Below are 17,093 nucleotides of genomic sequence, written 5' to 3' on the forward strand. Positions count from 1 at the left end.
AGTCTTTCTTTATATTTGTAGGACGATTTTACACCAAAATTATGAATAAAAAACTCCGGATTATACTTGTAGCTTTATTTTGTGCAGGCGGTTTCCATGCACAGATCTACATTCAGAATGTAACGGTGGCCGATGTGGTTCATAAAAAAATGATTCCGGGCCAGACTGTTATCATGACAGGTAAAACCATTACCGCGGTAAAACCCAGCAAGCAGATCAAAATTCCTCAGAATTCCCACGTCATCAATGGTGAAGGTAAATTTCTGATTCCCGGCATGACGGATTCACACGTTCACTTTTTCCAAAGCGGAGGTTTGTATACGAGACCGGATGCCCTTGATCTCAGAAAACATGTTCCCTACGAAAAAGAGATCAGCTGGAGCCACAGTCATATGGAAGATCTTATGCAACGTTACCTTAAAATGGGAATTACTTCAGTTATTGATCCGGGAGCAACTTATAATTTATTGAAACTTCGAGATTCTCTAAAAGTCAATGAGCGTCTTCCTTCAGTCTATATGTCCGGACCACTGATTACGACCTATGAGCCTGAAGTTTTTAAAAACCTCAATAAAAATGAACCTTTCAGGCTGCTTACGTCCATTGATGATGCTAAAAAGCTGGTACAGGAACAGATTCCCTACAAACCAGACTTCATCAAAATATGGTACATCATCACGGGAGATGCCAATAAAAAGGAAGAACAGACGAAGAAGCTGGAGCCAACAATAAAAGCAGTGATTGATGAGGCCCACAGAAATAATTTAAAGGTCGCCATTCACGCTACAGAGCGCTTAACCGCGGAAACGGCAGTCCTGAACGGTGCCGATTTTCTGGTTCATAATATAGAAGACGAAATTGTTTCTGATGATTTTGTAAAACTTTTAAAATCAAAAAAAGTCATTGTAAGTCCTACCCTTACAGTCATGGATAATTATTATGACACTTATGGACAAAAGAAAGTTTACAATACCTATGAACTGGAAAACTCCAATCCTGAAAGCATCGGCTCTATGTATGACCTGAAGCATCTTACGCAAACCTCAGATTCTGCGATGCTCAATAAACGTAAAGTCCGGTTCAGTGATCCTAAGATCAAAGCCTACATTTCAAAAACAGACTCTATCCGAAAAGTCAATCTCAAAAAACTGGCTGATGGAGGTGTAATGCTTGCTGCCGGTACCGATGCCGGAAATATAGGAACCCAGCACGCGTCATCCTTTCTCGCAGAACTTAAAGCGATGAAAGAAAGTGGGATGAATGAATGGCAGATCCTTCAGTCGGCGACTATCATTCCGGCGAAGATCCTTAATAAAGACAATGAATACGGCAGCATAGAAGCAGGCAAAACAGCCGATTTTGTTCTTCTCAATGCCAATCCGATAGACAATCTGGATAACCTTACAAAAATCGATATGGTGATGAAAAACGGATTGCCTGTAGATCTGGCAAAAATTGTAAAAGTAACACCGGAATCTCTGGCTCAACAACAGCTCAATGCTTATAATGCGAGAAATATTGAAGCTTTTCTGGAGCCTTATGCAGACGATGTGGAGCTTTATATGTTCCCCGGAAAGCTTATGAGCAAAGGAAAAGAAGCCATGAGAAAAACCTATTCCGCTATGTTTGAAAAATATCCGGATCTGCACTGCGAGATCAAACAGAGGATTGTCAATCTGAATACGGTTATTGATAAAGAGAGCGTTTCAGGGCTGAGACTTGGTGTAAAGACCGAAGCGACTGCTATTTATGAGATTAAAAACGATAAAATTTCGAAGGTTTACTTTATTTATTAAACTTAATTTTTGAACCATTAAGATTCTTGTTAAGCTTTTAAGAATATTAAGTTTTAGCTTCGCTTTAAGACGTATAGCTTAAAAAATCATTTGATTTTTTCTTAACTAACCTTATATCCTTCATTGATCTTAATGGTTTAAAACGTTTTAAAAAGCTTGAAAAGGCGATTCTCACGGGGATCGTCTTTTTTATGGGCATCCACCAAGTGAAAACCTCATTTCACCAAGTCTCTTTATTTTGGGTTTCGGATCGCGGTAATTTTACATCAGAATTTAAAACAAGAAATTATGAAATTGAGACATTTTTTATTGATCGGAATCTTTACCCTGGGAAGTTTTGTGAATGCACAGGAAGTAAAGAAAAATGCAATTGAAGTTACAGGTATTGCAGAAATGGAAATAGAACCGGATGAAATCATCTTTAGCGTAGGCATTAAAGCAGATAACAAAAACGATCTGGCTGATAATGAAAAGAAACTGTTTGAAACCTTGAAGAATGGAGGCGTGAAAAACGAAGACATCAAATTCAAATCCATGTACCAGAATGCATATGCTAAAAATGGAAAATTCACGAAAAGCTACCAGTTCAAAGTCAATACGAAAGCGAACATCAGCAAAATATTTGAAGACCTCAACCAGAAATGGGTAAGCAACCTGAATGTTTCAGAAGTGAAGAACACTAAAATAGCGGACTTCAGAAAAACAATTAAGATCAATGCATTAAAAGCAGCCAAAGAAAAGGCAGATTATCTGTTGGAAAGCATGGGTAAAAAAACCGGAGCTCCGTTAGAAATCATCGAAATTGAAGACTACACCAGCGATATGGTTCTTCCTGTAGCTTATAAAAGAAATCTGGGAAGTATGCAGATGGAAGCAGCAGATGCCGCGGTAGATTTTTCTTTTGACAATATCGAAAATATCAAGCTGAAATACAGCATCAAAACAAGATACGAAATCCTTTAGAATTAACAGATTTAAGAGACAGTCCGAAAGGGCTGTTTTTCTTTTTTCAGGCTGATTATTAAGCTCACCAAGTGAAAGTCAGGTTTCACCAAGTCTCCTCATTTCCAGCCTTAAATAGGGATAATTTTACTACAGGAATTAAAATAATACACTATGAAACGCTATTTATTACTACTCATCGCATTTTCTGTTTCATTTTTAAAAGGACAGGAAATCAAGAAGGAAATTGAAGTGAAACAGGCCACTGTCTTTCTTCAAGGCGCCAAAGTTTTCGGAAGTACTTCCGTTACCCTACAGAAAGGAAGAAATATGGTGAGAATCATCAACCTTCCCAACAATCTGGATGAAAACACCTACAAGATCAATCTTGAAAAAAATACAACGCTTCTTTCCATCACGCCACAGAGCAATTTTCTGAAAGATGAAGATTTCTCTGCAGGAGAAAAGAAACTGGATGATGAAAGAAAAAAATTACAGAGACAGGTCAATTTACTGAAAATTCAGATCAAGAACCTGACGGGGGAGCAGAATATCATTAATGACAATTTAAAGATCTCTACCAATGATAAATCTACTCCACAGGAACAGCTGATCAAACTGACTGAGTTTTACAGAAAAAGAATGCTGGAAATTGACAACCAGGTTTTTGTTCTGAATGAGCAGAAAATGGTTTTGGATGAAGGTATTGCCAAGATCAGCAATCAGTTTGCAGAAGAACAGACAAACAAAAATACCAACAGAAAAGAACTTCTTCTGGAAATCCTTGCAGATAATGAAACGAATCTGAACCTAGGCGTAAGCTATATCGTTTCTGATGCAGGCTGGGTTCCATCTTATGATCTTCGTGCAGAATCGGTAAAGAAACCTCTTGAAATGATTTATAAAGGAAAAATTTATCAGAAAACCGGCCAGGACTGGAAAAATGTCAAACTGTTTGTTTCGACCTACAGACCTTCTTACAATCAGGACAGACCTATTCTTTCTCCGCTTTATGTGGCTGAATATACGCCACACAATGCACAGGCTGAAACCGCTAATTACAGATTGAGCGCAGCTGCAAAAGAAGTGAATTCTTATCAGATGAGAGATGAAGTGCTGGTTACACCAAGTCAAGTACCTATAGCAACCGTTTCAGATAGTCAGATGAATGTCATTTATGAGCTTAATTACAACCAAACGATCCTAAGTCAGGAAAAAGAACAATATGTGATCCTTGATAAAAAACAAATCGATGCCACTTACAAATACCACACTGTTCCAAAACTGAACAACCAGGTATTCCTGATGGCATTTATTAAAAACTGGCAGAATCTTAATCTGATCTCGGGAGAAGCCAATATCTATTTTGAAGATAATTATATCGGAAAAACCAGTATTACAAGCAATTATGTAAAGGATGAATTCCCTATTTCTCTGGGTGTAGATGAGAGAATTACCGTAAAAAGAATCAAACTGGAGGATAAAACATCTCAGAAAAACTTCAACAGCAATAAGTGGGAAACAGAATCCTTCCAGATCAGCATCAGAAACAACACCAAAGAAAGCATTGAGTTGGAAATCCTGGATCAGCTTCCAATCAGCGAAAACTCTAAAATTCAGGTTAAGGCCTTAGAAATTGGAAACGGAAGTTTTGATGAGAAGACGGGAAGCATTCTTTGGAAAAGAAACATCGGCAGTGGTAGTTCGGACAAGATCAATTTCTCTTATGAGGTGAAGTATCCGAAAGAAATGCAGATTCAATATTACAGCAGATAACCAATAAAAAATAGCACTATGACAACTTTAAAAATCTTAGCAATGACAGCCGTTACCGCTTTTTTAAGCTCCGGCAGTTTTTCAGACATCCGCTGTTCAAACAGCACGACAACAGACAGAGCAGCATTGGTACAAAATGCTTCTGTCCCTGAAACACCAACGCCATCAAAGGACAATAAAATCCAGGTTGCCCTTCTGCTGGACACTTCCAACAGTATGGACGGATTGATTGATCAGGCTAAATCCAGGCTTTGGAATATTGTGAACACATTGACCACACTGAAGTACAACGGAAAGGCTCCACAAGTGGAAATTGCTCTTTATGAGTACGGGAATGATGGCATTCGTGATGAAAATTACATCCGCCAGGTTACTCCACTTACCCAGGATCTCGATCTGGTTTCCGAGAAATTATTTGCTCTGAGAACCAATGGCGGTAATGAATATTGCGGTGCTGTGATCCGTGACGCCTCGATGAATCTGAGCTGGGATGGCAACGAAAAAAGCATGAAACTGATCTATATTGCCGGTAATGAACCGTTCGACCAGGGAAAAGTGAATTACAAAGAAGTGATCACCAAAGCCAAAAACAAAAATATCTATACCAATACCATTTTCTGCGGAAGCAGAGAAGAAGGATCCCAAACCTTCTGGCAGAACGGAGCGGTTGTAGGTGGCGGGAAATATTTCAATATCGACAGCGACAGAAAAGTAATTTACATTGAAACACCTTATGATGTAAGAATCTCAGAATGCAACACCAAGCTGAATGACACCTACATTTTCTACGGAAATCACGGCTCTGAATATAAGCTTAAGCAGGCTGCTCAGGACAGGAATGCCGAAGTACAATCGGTTTCCAATTATGTTGAAAGAACCGTTGCTAAGTCTAAGAAGAATGCTTATAAAAATGATCACTGGGACTTGGTGGACAAAACAGAAAAAGATGCAGGATTTATCGCCACAGTAAAAGATGATGCACTTCCGGCTGAACTGAAAGGCAAAAGCAAGGAAGAAATTAAAAAAGCGGTTGCTGTGAAATCTGCAGAGCGCAGTAAAATCCAGAAGGAGATTGAAGAGCTATCTAAAAAACGTCAGGAATACATTGATACCGAAATGAAAAAACGGGGAAATGCAGATTCCGACGACCTTGGAAAAGCAATTGAAAGGTCTATTCTGGAGCAGGCAAAAACGAGTGGATATACTTCGAAATAGTTTTAAGAATGGTAGCTTTTCTGCGTGTACTGGTGGCTTCGAGTGCCTCAGCCACCAGTTTGTCATCCTTAGAAATTCTTGTATATCTTAATTAAAGTTTACATCTTATCTTTAATCTTGATTCAAATCTTAATCTACTCCTGGTGGCTGAGGCCCTCGAAGCCACCAGTTCCTTTCTATCTTAACCTTAATCTCAATTTTATTTTTCATACCTCTGGTGGCCGAGTTTTCCGAAGCCACCAGTTTTTTTATCTCCCGAATTGAAAATAGTCAGACAACAGATGCTTTTTGTTTTTCATAAACTGAGAAGTCATTTCCATTCCCGTCACGGAAAAAGTAATCCCGTTTCCTCCGAAGCCCAGGACAAAATATGAGTTTTTAAATTTTTTATGTTCTCCGATATAAGGCAGTCCGTCTTTGGTTTCCCCGAAAGCTCCGGCCCAGACAAAATCAGTATAGAAATGATAATCAGGTTTTATTTTTTTAAGGTTTTTCAGAATTTCTTTCTCTTTTTTATCGAGAAGTGCGTCCCGTTTTTGTGCATCGCTGAAATCCTCATCTCCTCCTCCAATCAGAAGTCGTCCGTCATCGGTTGTTCGCATATAGATATAAGGATCATCCGTATTCCAAACCAATGTACTGCTGATATTCTTAAATTTGTCATCATCAATTTCTGAAACGATGGCGAAAGTACTTTTTAAATCCACAAAGTTTTCCTTCAATAGATTTTTGCTTTCATAGCCGATGCAGTAGATCACTTTTTTCGCTTTTATCTGAAAACCGCTGTCAACCGTTACCCGATTAAAGCCTTTGTGATATTCTACCTTCTTCATTTCGGTTTTATCAAAGATTTTTAAGCCTTTTTTTGTATTATGTTCAAATAGTTCATGGGCAAATTTAAACGCATCAATGCTGGCTCCCTGCTTTGACAGAATAGCTCCATAAGTATTTTCAAATCCGAACTGTTCTACAATTTGATCTGCTTCCAGCCATTTTACATTGAATCCGGCATTTTTTCTGGCTTTAAATTCCTCTTTAAGCCACTTTACGTCTTTCCTTTTCGAAGCAAAATACAGCGATTTTTTTCGTTTAAAACCTGCGTCAGACCGGATCTGTTTGGTGAGCTTTTCAAGATTGTCAATTGCATCGGAGCAAGCTTTATAACTTGCCACAGCTCCTTTCTCACCTATCTTTTCAATCAGCTCATAAAGAGGAATGTCTATTTCATACTGTAACATGGAGGTTGTAGCGGAAGTGCTTCCGTTGCATATTTCACGTTTATCAATCAGGATTGTTCTGTATCCGTCACTGATCATCTGATGGGCAATAAGGCTTCCGGTAATACCACCACCGATAATTAAAACATCACAGTCTTCATTTGATTTCAGGGAAGGATAAGACGTCATCAGGCCGTTCTTTATCAGCCAGAAAGGTTCGTTCGATTTTAAATCCATAATTGAATATTATATTGAAAACGCTAATATTTATAAGTATTTTAACGATTTATTATCAATTTATGGTGCAATTATTGTACCCAGTTTAAACCCAACCACATTAAAAATAAATAGTATGATAACGATTATTCCAGAAGCTCCGGAAAATGTTGCTGCATTCAATGCAACGGGAGAAATAACCAGAGAAGATTTTGAAAACCTTGTCATTCCTCACGTAAAGGAGAAAGTAGACGAATTTGGAGAACTGAATTACCTTTTATATTTGGACACGGATCTGGATAAGTTTACCATGGGAGCATGGCTTCAGGATGCTCTTTTAGGATTAAAAAATCTTTCAAAATGGAATCGCGCAGCCATTGTTACAGACAAAGAAGCTGTCCAGAACTTTACAGATATTTTCAGTGTCCTGATGCCAGGAGAATTTAAATCTTTTCCTAAAGAAAATTTATACAACGCATTGTATTGGTGTAAAAACGGAAACGAAGTAGAAGTATGATGTTATGCATTAGAGTTTGAGAGTATAAGTGTTTGAGAGGGATAGAGTATCCGCGTGTAGAATGAAGTTGCTGGTTGACGGGTAGTTCGTCGCCATTAAGGCAAATATTTAAGCATTCTGAAATCTTGGCTCTTGTTTCTTAATTCTATTATTCACCATTGACGTCTTCTCATCTCAGCCATATGATAATAAAAAAGGGACTTTGCTCAAATGAATGTGCAAAGTCTCTTTTTGTATGTGTCAGTGATGTTAAATACTACATTATTCGGATCATGTACAAAACTTGGGGGATAAATGATTTTTTTTTACGCAAAGTTCTATGAAAAATGCTTTTTGAGTTGAAGGAGGCAAAGAGTTCGACTTCGTCGCTGATGAAGCTTCCAGATATAACGTCTGCTTAATCGAATCAATGAAATTGATTCCGCCTTTGCTTCCCTTTATCAATAGGATAATCAATTTCTTTGCGTTAAAAAAACGTATCCGCTCCCCAATTTTTGAAATTGATCCCATTATTCCATGTATCTCCTTCACTTATTTCTTTATTTATCGCAAGGCACGCATTCTACAGCTTTGTCATCATTATCCGGAGTTTCTTTGCCATACAGATATCTGTATCTTAAGCTTATGGCAAGGCCAATGAATGTCATCCCCACTCCTACCAATGAAGGATATTTGAATGAAAATCCGTATTCCAAAGGAATTCCTCCTAAAAAGGCACCCATCGCATTGGCAATATTAAACGCAGCCTGCATAAACGCGGCAGCCATCATTTCACTTTTTGGGGCCGCTTTCATCATCATGATATTAATTGGTGCGGCAACCGACATCGATAACGCTCCACAGACAAATGTCAGGATTAGTGCTATATTCTGATGTTCGGCAAATAAAAACACTCCTCCCAAAGAGATCATCATCAGAAAGATCAATAATGCACATGTTTTTTCAGGTCCGAGACGGTCGGAAATAAATCCTCCGGCAAGATTCCCAACCACCATTCCTGCGCCGGCAAGAATCATGACATACGCCATCTGATTGCTTTGGATTCCGGCAACAATGGTCATTAATGGGGTAATATAACTGAACCAGGTGAAAAGTCCTCCAAAACCAATCGCTGTAATTCCCAATACCAGCCACGACTGTTTATTTTTAAGGAATTTCAGTTCTTCAAGGAAATGCGTATCCTGATTGGATTCTATGACAGGAAGCCATAATTTCAGGAATAATATCGCGAAAAGGCCGATCAATGCAACAATTGCAAAATAGAGTTTCCAGTGATAGGCATGTCCTATGTAGGTAACGAGCGGAACCATAATCAGATTGGCCACCGTAAGCCCGGTAAACATTAAGGATATATAAAATGCCTCCTTCCCTTTTCCAGCCATCCGCGATGCGACCACTGTTCCTACTCCGAAGAACGCTCCATGAGGAAGTCCGGACATGAATCTCATGATCAGCATGCTCGTATAATCAGGCATTACTGCAGAAAGTCCGTTGAATATGGTGAACAGGATCATTAAAACCATCAGCACTTTTTTAGGTGGAAATTTTACAGAATATCCAATCAGGATGGGTGCTCCGATTACCACTCCCATCGCATAAGCTGAGATCAGGTGTCCTGCTTCAGGAATGGAAATCTTGAGGGTATTTGCAATATCCGGAAGCAGTCCCATAACGGTAAATTCCGTAGTTCCGATTCCCAGTCCGCCTATGGCCAGCGGAATTATTCTTTTATCAATCTTCATTGTGAGTAAACTTCTTTTTCGAATTAAATTTTAAATGATTTTTTCTAAAAAATAAAAACAGTCTCCTATCTTTATTTTGAAAGTGCAAAAATCGCTAGAAATATTGGTTTTTACTTCTCTTGAAATGATAAAAATTTGCTCCATATTAACCTTTTTATGTAATTTTAAAATCAGAATCAATCAAATGAGAACAAAATGAAAATTCAGAAAGAGGTTATAGAATTTGAAAAAGGAAAATCTTTTAAGCTTTTTTCGCCGTCTTTAAAGAACTGTTTTTTCTGGCACCATCACCCCGAAATAGAACTGGTCTATGTAGAAGCCGTCAATGGAATCCGCCACGTAGGACGGGATATTTCCGGTTTTACAGAAAGTGATTTGCTACTAATTGGTTCCAATGTTCCCCATCTGAATTTCGATTACGGTATCCAGACGGAATGCAGGCAGTTGGTTCTGCAGATGAGAGAAAATTTTCTTCAGGACATTATTTTCCCTGTTCCTGAATTTGAAAACATCAAAAAACTTCTGGAAAGATCCTATCTGGGGCTTTCCTTCTTAGGAGAAACCAAGAAAACGGTTGTTGAAAAACTTCTTGACATTAAGGATAAAAGTTCGTTTAATTCTTTGATAGGTCTGATTGAAATTCTGCAAATCCTCGCTGCCACAGATGAAGTAAAAGAGCTGAACAAAGAAGATACAAGAATAAAATGGTTCTTAAACGACAAGATCAGAATGGGAACCATCTACGACTACATTCATGAAAATTATGATAAAAAACCGAATGTCAACGAAATTGCAAAGATCGTCAGTCTAAGCACGCCTGCATTCTGCCGTTATTTTAAAAAGCAGACGAATATGACATTCACGGAATTTGTCAATAATTACAGAATTAACCAGGCCAAGATATTTCTGCTGAAGGATTATTCTGTGACAGAGGTTTGCTTTCAGGTAGGTTTTGAGAGTTTGTCTTATTTCAATAAGCTTTTCAAACAGCATACAGGCGAAACTCCATCTGAATTCAGGAAAAAATATTTGAAGAATATTGAAGTACACAGATAGTTTAATATATTTATAAGCTAGTTCATATTATTCATTGATTTACTGATTATTATACATTAAAAAAACTAAAATGAAAAATTTTATTCTGCTCATCATTCTTTTCTCAATAAAAGGATATGCTCAAAATATAGACAAACTAAGAATTGATAGTTTAATAACAGCCATTGAAATCAATAATCAGGATATAGGCAGCATTTCGATTTTCAAAAATAACAAAGAAGTTTATAGCAGAACTTTCGGGGAAATTAATATCAAAGCACTGCAAAAAACACAGGATCTAAAATATCATATCGGATCTGTTTCAAAGATGATTACCGCAACACTGATCTTTAAATTAGTTGATGAAAAGAAAATCAGTTTAGACGATAAACTTTTCTCTTTCTTCCCCGATATTCCAAATTCAAAAAAAATAACGATTAAAAACCTTCTGGAACATACCAGCGGACTGCAGAACTTTGTGATAAAGGAGAACAACAGTCAATGGTTAACAAAAAAAGCCACTCAAAAAGAAATTATTGAAGAAATCATAAAACAGGGAGTTGCTTTTCAGCCTGGTGAAAAAGTTTTTTACTCCAATTCTGCGTATTATTTACTTACCAAAATTGTAGAGAGTAAATATAATTCCAGCTACAGCACAATTTTAGAAGAAAAAATAATAAAACCTCTTAAACTCAAGAATTTTGCTTCTTTTCATCATCATAATTACAATACTATCGCTCCATCCTATCGTTATGAAAACGGCTGGATAAAAGTAGAAGATTTTTATTTTGAAAATGTAATCGGAGTTGGTGATATTGCCTCTACAATGTATGATACGAATGTTTTTATCTCTCAATTATTTGCCGGCCAAATCATCTGCATAACATCTTTGGAAAAAATGGTCCCTGCTGACGGATCTTTTTTTGGAAGAGGATTAATAAATCTTTCTTTTGGCGGCAATGAATTGTATGGCCACTATGGTGACACATATGGCTCTCACAGCATTGTTTTGTTTGATATTAAAAATAAAACGGCCATTTCCCTAGTAGTAAACGGTGAACGGCTAAGCAAAGATGATTTTGTTTATTACCTTCTAAATATTTTATATAAGAATAAAAGAAAACTATCCGAAAGACAAATAGACGGTATGCATGCAGAACTTTATACCGGAATATACAGTTCGGTCGAACTTCCTTTTAAACTAAAACTATCTTATGGAGATCAATTTTTAAAAGCCGAAGTTGTAGGTGATTCTCCATTCACTCTTGATAAAATCGGAGAAAACAAATTTGAATATTTTCCTGCCGGAATCACCCTGGAATTTAATCCTTCTGAAAAGAAAATGCTCATGATACAAAGAGGGCAGAAATATCAATTCACAAGAGATCAATAAATGAAAATCTATCGAAATAAAACACAAAAAAACCGCTCCAAAAATGAAGCGGCTATATTTTTTAGTGGATATGCTTTTCAGCGTGGTAAGAACTTCTTACTAAAGGTGAGCTTTCTACATGTCTGAAACCTAAGCTTCTTGCAAAGTCTCCCAACTCATCAAACTCTTCCGGTGTAATGAATTTCTTCACCGGTAAATGTTTTTTGGTAGGCTGAAGATACTGACCAAGTGTAATGACATCAACGTTTGCATTTCTGATATCTTCAATGGTTTGGAAAACTTCATCTTTAGTTTCGCCCAAACCTAGCATTACTCCGGTTTTTGTTCTTCTCTGGCCTGCTTCTTTTAAGTATCTCAATACTTCTAAGCTTCGCTCGTATTTAGCCTGGATTCTAACTTCTCTTGTTAAACGTTTTACCGTTTCCATATTGTGAGAAATTACTTCCGGAGCTACATCTACCAGTCTGTCAAGGTGCTTGGTAAGCCCTTGGAAGTCCGGAATAAGTGTTTCCATGGTTGTTCCCGGAGAAATTCTTCTTACAGCATTTACCGTTTCACCCCAAAGGATGGAACCCATATCTTTCAGATCGTCACGGTCTACCGACGTAAGAACAGCATGCTTGATTTTCATTAATTTGATAGAACGGGCCACTTTTTCAGGCTCATCCCAATTCACATCAAGCGGTTTTCCTGTTTTTACACCGCAGAATCCGCAGCTTCTGGTACAGATATTTCCTAAGATCATGAACGTTGCCGTTCCTTCTCCCCAGCATTCACCCATATTCGGACAGCTTCCGCTCTGGCATATGGTATTTAATTTATATTTGTCGACCAAAGTCCTAAGCTCCCTGTAGTTTTTTCCGGTAGGAAGTTTTACACGGATCCACTTTGGTTTTTGAACGGTAGTATCTTGAACTAAATTTTCCATCTCTAAAATTGAAGTTCAAAGTTAAGGAATTTTTCATGGAAACCATCTAATGGAAAAATTGATGGAAAAGATAATCTTATATGAGGTCGGGAAGATTGAAGCTGGAACAAGGAAGTTATTAAGGTCAAAGACACAGCTATAGCACAGTTTTATTAACCTGATTCAGAATATAATTGTAATTTTAAATAACCAAATTTAAACTATGAAGAAGATCCTTTTGACTGCATCTGTTATAATTAGTACATTTTCGTTTGCTCAGAAAGAACTTCAACCGGCGGGTTCTGAGATTATTGAAACTGTGGAGGGAGATCTTGACGGTGATAAAATTCCTGAAAGAGTGGTCATCTATAATACTACAGATGAAGGTGAGCTAGGTAAAATCCGTGAAATTCAGATTCAGAAAAAAAGTGGCGGAACATGGATGGTCCTAAGTAAATCAAGGAATGCAATTCTGGAAAGTGCCGGCGGAGGCATGATGGGCGATCCGTATCAGAGTACAAGTATTTCAAAAGGAATTTTAAGCATTACCCAGGCAGGCGGAAGCAGCTGGAAATGGGGCTATACAGATAAATACAGGTTTCAGAACGGACATTTTGAACTGATCGGTTATTCTTCAGAATCCGGCAGGCCCGGAGATTATTGGGCAGAGGTAGATTTTAATCTTTCCACAGGACAGCTCAACTACAAAAAAGATGTAGAAAACACTAAGGAATATGGAAAATCCAAACAGGAAACTTATATTAAAAAGGGATTAAAGATCGATCTGCAGAACAGAAATCAAAAGGACCAGAGAAAAATTGTTCTTCCTAAAACGAAGGAGGAAATTTATCTGTGAAAATTTTGAACCGTTAAATAGTATACTCCTAAGATTGAGTTGCTAATTGTCGGTTTGAACCACGAAACCCGCATCCCGAAATCAGGTTAATTATCATCAAACTCATTATTCTTCAGCAGTTCTGCCAGTACTTTCTTGGCACGCATCACCCTTACCTTGGTATTGGCAACGGAAATCCCTAGTTCTTCTGCGATTTCTTTGATGCTTTTTTCTTCAAAAAATCTTAATTTGATAATATCCTGGTAGTTGGCATCTAAAGATTCAATGGTTTTAATGATCTTTTTCTGCTCTTCATTGGAGATCATGAGCTCTTCCGGAGATTTAGCGAACTGGTTTTTAACCTCATCAAGATTCTCGGTTGGGTCCTGGTTTTCGCGGCTTCTTTTTCTCCAGAAATCAATGACCGTATTTTGGGCAATGGTTAATACCCAGGTTTTAAACTGAAAATGCGGGTCATACATATCCAGTTTCGACAGCACTTTTGAAAAAACATTCACCGTGATTTCATCTGCATCATTTTCATCTTTTACTTTCTTCATGACAAAAGAGAAGACATCCACCCAAAAAACATTGATGAGTTTGGTCTGGGCTTTCTGGTCCTTTTCTTTGGCCTTTTGGATAAGCAGGAATAGCTGTTCGTCGTTCATTATTAACAAATATAATTTTTTTAAATGAAAGGGCAAGGGGGCAGATAGGCCTTTTTATCCTTTGATTTTTTTACCTTCCGCTACCTATTCTCTATACTCCTGAATTTACTATCTTTGCACCATAAAATTTTAAAGAAAAGTATAGATGAATTCCTTTATAGAAGAACTAAAATGGCGTGGTCTTTTTGCCGATATGATGCCAGGAACCGATGAACAGCTGAATAAGGAGGTAACTACTGCATATATTGGTTTCGACCCAACTGCTGATTCTTTGCATATCGGAAGTCTTATCCAGATCAAAATTTTAGCCCATTTCCAGCAGCACGGCCACAAGCCAATTGCTTTGGTAGGAGGCGCTACAGGGATGATCGGAGATCCTTCAGGGAAATCTGCAGAAAGAAATCTGCTGGATGAAGCTACTCTTCTTCATTATGTAGACTGTTTGAAAAACCAGCTTTCAAAATTTTTGGATTTTGAAGGTGAAGGTGCCAATAAAGCTGAATTGGTGAACAATTACGACTGGATGAAGAATATTTCTTTCCTTGATTTTGCAAAAAATGTAGGTAAGAATATCACCGTTAATTATATGATGGCGAAGGACTCTGTAAAAAAGAGATTTTCAGGAGATGGCAGTGCAGACGGGATGAGTTTTACTGAATTCACTTACCAGCTAATCCAGGGATATGATTTTCTTCACCTGTACCAGAATAATAACGTAAAGCTTCAGATGGGCGGTTCTGATCAGTGGGGAAATATCACGACTGGAACTGAACTGATCCGCAGAAAAGCTCAGGGAGAAGCGTTTGCATTAACGGTTCCTTTGATCACGAAGGCTGATGGTTCTAAATTCGGAAAATCTGAAAGCGGAGAAAATTACTGGCTGGACAAAAAGAAAACTTCACCGTACAAATTTTATCAATTCTGGCTGAATGCTACTGATGATGATGCCGAAAGATTCATTAAATTCTATACTTTCCTATCAAAAGAGGAAATTGAAGCATTAGTGGAAGAACACAAAACAGCTCCTCATGAAAGAAAACTTCAAAAGAGACTGGCTGAGGAAGTAACGGTTTGGGTACACGGCAGAGAAGAATATGAAAAAGCTCTGAAGGCTTCAGAAATTCTTTTCGGACGTTCTACTGCTGAAGATCTGGTAAGTCTTGATGAGGAAACTTTCCTTGAAGTTTTTGACGGTGTTCCACAAAAAGAACTTCCAAAAGCTGATGTTCTTGGCGTAAGCATTGTAGACCTTCTTTCTGAGAAATCCGGTTTCCTAAAGTCTAAAAGTGAGGCTCAGAGAGAAATCAAAGGAAATGCAATTTCTGTAAACAAAGAAAAAGTAAACGATACCTATACTGCTAACGAAAGCGACCTTATTGACGGTACATTCTTACTGCTTCAAAAGGGTAAGAAAAGCTACTTTATTGTAAAAGCTCAATAAGAATACAAGCATATAAGAATCAAAAGAGACTGTCTGAGACGGTCTCTTTTTTTATTGAATATCAAGAAAAATACTACCTAAATTCAGTAGAATCTTCAACAAGGTTGTCACCAATCTCAAGTAAAAAAAGCCGTGAAAGGAGTTCACGGCTCTTGTAGAGAAAGTTACCACTTTTAAAATGCTCTTGCTACAATTATTGATTCTGAAGAGCCATGAAAAAACTATTATAAAAAAGATATGTTTAAGTGTCTGGTGATTGTTTTAATTCTTTTTAGAAGTTCAGTTTTTAAAATGTGTAGTTGGCACTGGCTGAAAGTATCTGTCCACTGGAGGTTCCCTCTTTTTTCAACTCACCATCCACGTAGATCTGTACTTTTAATGTTGATGATGAAGACGAACCTGTGGCATTCACGCCAATATTAGCGTTTACGGCACCCGCAGGAGTGGTGATTTCAGGACTTGTCCATGTAGTTCCGCTAAGGCTTGATGCAGTCGTTATTGTACTGTCATATCCATAAACAGCCACATCAATATTGCTTCCGGCTGAGGCTGTTGCTTTAAAAACAACTTTATGTGATTGTCTTGCCGGCGCATCATCGTCATCATCATTGCTGCATGAAGTCGAAAATCCTAAAAGGACTGCTGTTACCAGTACTACCAATGTGTATTGGATGATCTGTTGTATTTTTGATTTTTTCATTTGATTTAATGTATTAATTTGTGTTTAAAATTTGTACGAAATTCCGGCTTTTCCTCCTGATGCTACACTTCCTCCTCCTACTTCTACATTCACTGCGAAATGATCTGTAAAGTAATAACGGGCTCCTGCCTGTCCTGCAAAACCTACTCCCGAACTTTCTCCTCCTAAATAATCATAGTCTGAACCTTTGTAGCGGTAAGAAAAAGAATTGTAAGCCAGAGTAACGCCAGCATACACGTCAAATTTGTTAGGAATTTTCAACAGCGTATTAAAATGGTAGTTTCCGTTCAATCCTACCGAAAGCCATCTGCCTTTTACATCTCCGGAGTATTTTTCCGTGGAAAAACTTCCTTCGACACCTACTGTGATGTCTTTATGGACTCCATAATCAACTCCTGCGTAAACAGGCATTCCCCATCCATTGGCAAGACCAATCCCTACATTCATCTGAGCTTCTCCCTTTTGTACTCTCTGGGCATTCATTACTCCAAAAAAGGAAATTAAGCTCAGTAAAAAGATCTTTTTTTTCATTATATATTTATCGTTTTCAATGTTTAGTGTTCAGGTCTGTTAAAAGACTTCTGCAAAACTATCAGCCTGAGGAACTGAAAACAATCCTTAAAAAAAAGTAATTTTTTCTACCTGTTTTTAGGTATTTTTAGTCCCTGGATTTTTCTTTATATTCAACCTTTA

General features: G+C 37.7%; 15 protein-coding genes. 9 read left to right on the top strand and 6 right to left on the bottom strand.

Annotated features, from left to right (window positions below):
- The first annotated feature begins 41 nt into the window (after window positions 1-41).
- The 4 genes from N0B48_RS03750 (at window position 42) to N0B48_RS03765 (ending at window position 5,729) form a co-directional block, all read left to right on the top strand.
- Window positions 42-1,796, top strand: coding sequence for an amidohydrolase family protein (locus N0B48_RS03750; RefSeq protein ID WP_259836867.1), 1,755 nt, complete (start codon window positions 42-44; stop codon window positions 1,794-1,796).
- Between the two features lie 288 nt (window positions 1,797-2,084).
- Window positions 2,085-2,759 (top strand): SIMPL domain-containing protein, encoded by a 675-nt coding sequence (locus N0B48_RS03755; protein WP_259836869.1) that lies wholly within the window; start codon window positions 2,085-2,087, stop codon window positions 2,757-2,759.
- Between the two features lie 153 nt (window positions 2,760-2,912).
- Window positions 2,913-4,514, top strand: coding sequence for a DUF4139 domain-containing protein (locus N0B48_RS03760; RefSeq protein ID WP_259836871.1), 1,602 nt, complete (start codon window positions 2,913-2,915; stop codon window positions 4,512-4,514).
- A gap of 18 nt (window positions 4,515-4,532) precedes the next feature.
- Window positions 4,533-5,729, top strand: coding sequence for a vWA domain-containing protein (locus N0B48_RS03765; RefSeq protein WP_259836873.1), 1,197 nt, complete (start codon window positions 4,533-4,535; stop codon window positions 5,727-5,729).
- A 248-nt stretch (window positions 5,730-5,977) separates the two neighbouring features.
- On the opposite strand, the gene N0B48_RS03770 is transcribed toward N0B48_RS03765, so the two are convergent.
- Complete coding sequence (locus tag N0B48_RS03770) at window positions 5,978-7,183, bottom strand: NAD(P)/FAD-dependent oxidoreductase (protein WP_259836874.1); 1,206 nt, start codon at window positions 7,181-7,183, stop codon at window positions 5,978-5,980.
- 115 nt (window positions 7,184-7,298) lie between these two features.
- Between N0B48_RS03770 and N0B48_RS03775 the strand changes: the two genes are divergently transcribed.
- On the top strand, window positions 7,299-7,679 hold the full coding sequence (locus tag N0B48_RS03775) for a SpoIIAA family protein (RefSeq protein WP_259836875.1): 381 nt from the start codon (window positions 7,299-7,301) through the stop codon (window positions 7,677-7,679).
- Between the two features lie 539 nt (window positions 7,680-8,218).
- On the opposite strand, the gene N0B48_RS03780 is transcribed toward N0B48_RS03775, so the two are convergent.
- The gene (locus tag N0B48_RS03780; RefSeq protein WP_259836876.1) at window positions 8,219-9,421 is read right to left on the bottom strand and encodes an MFS transporter; all 1,203 of its coding nucleotides are present in this window, start codon (window positions 9,419-9,421) and stop codon (window positions 8,219-8,221) included.
- A gap of 195 nt (window positions 9,422-9,616) precedes the next feature.
- On the opposite strand from N0B48_RS03780, the gene N0B48_RS03785 reads away from it, so the two are divergent.
- Complete coding sequence (locus N0B48_RS03785) at window positions 9,617-10,477, top strand: AraC family transcriptional regulator (RefSeq protein WP_259836877.1); 861 nt, start codon at window positions 9,617-9,619, stop codon at window positions 10,475-10,477.
- Window positions 10,478-10,547: 70 nt separating this feature from the next.
- Window positions 10,548-11,849: a serine hydrolase domain-containing protein gene (locus N0B48_RS03790; RefSeq protein WP_259836878.1), complete on the top strand. Its 1,302-nt coding sequence runs from the start codon at window positions 10,548-10,550 to the stop codon at window positions 11,847-11,849.
- Window positions 11,850-11,910: 61 nt separating this feature from the next.
- Here the strand turns inward: N0B48_RS03790 and lipA are convergent, their stop codons facing one another.
- On the bottom strand, window positions 11,911-12,777 hold the full coding sequence (gene lipA / locus N0B48_RS03795; RefSeq protein WP_047456314.1) for a lipoyl synthase: 867 nt from the start codon (window positions 12,775-12,777) through the stop codon (window positions 11,911-11,913).
- 202 nt (window positions 12,778-12,979) lie between these two features.
- Here lipA and N0B48_RS03800 point away from each other — a divergent pair, with 202 nt between their 5' ends.
- Window positions 12,980-13,612 (top strand): hypothetical protein, encoded by a 633-nt coding sequence (locus N0B48_RS03800; protein ID WP_259836879.1) that lies wholly within the window; start codon window positions 12,980-12,982, stop codon window positions 13,610-13,612.
- Window positions 13,613-13,698: 86 nt separating this feature from the next.
- Here the strand turns inward: N0B48_RS03800 and N0B48_RS03805 are convergent, their stop codons facing one another.
- On the bottom strand, window positions 13,699-14,259 hold the full coding sequence (locus N0B48_RS03805) for an RNA polymerase sigma factor (RefSeq protein ID WP_169236052.1): 561 nt from the start codon (window positions 14,257-14,259) through the stop codon (window positions 13,699-13,701).
- Between the two features lie 145 nt (window positions 14,260-14,404).
- On the opposite strand from N0B48_RS03805, the gene tyrS reads away from it, so the two are divergent.
- Entirely contained in the window at window positions 14,405-15,700 is a 1,296-nt protein-coding gene (tyrS, locus tag N0B48_RS03810; protein WP_259836880.1) for a tyrosine--tRNA ligase, read from the top strand.
- Window positions 15,701-15,986: 286 nt separating this feature from the next.
- Here the strand turns inward: tyrS and N0B48_RS03815 are convergent, their stop codons facing one another.
- Complete coding sequence (locus tag N0B48_RS03815; RefSeq protein WP_259836881.1) at window positions 15,987-16,400, bottom strand: hypothetical protein; 414 nt, start codon at window positions 16,398-16,400, stop codon at window positions 15,987-15,989.
- Between the two features lie 24 nt (window positions 16,401-16,424).
- Window positions 16,425-16,931 carry an outer membrane beta-barrel protein gene (locus N0B48_RS03820; protein WP_259836882.1) on the bottom strand — a complete coding sequence of 169 codons (507 nt, stop codon included), beginning with the start codon at window positions 16,929-16,931 and terminating at the stop codon, window positions 16,425-16,427.
- Between the last annotated feature and the right edge of the window lie 162 nt (window positions 16,932-17,093).

This window comes from Chryseobacterium herbae (genome assembly GCF_025154075.1).
In the GTDB taxonomy this organism is placed as follows: domain Bacteria; phylum Bacteroidota; class Bacteroidia; order Flavobacteriales; family Weeksellaceae; genus Chryseobacterium; species Chryseobacterium herbae.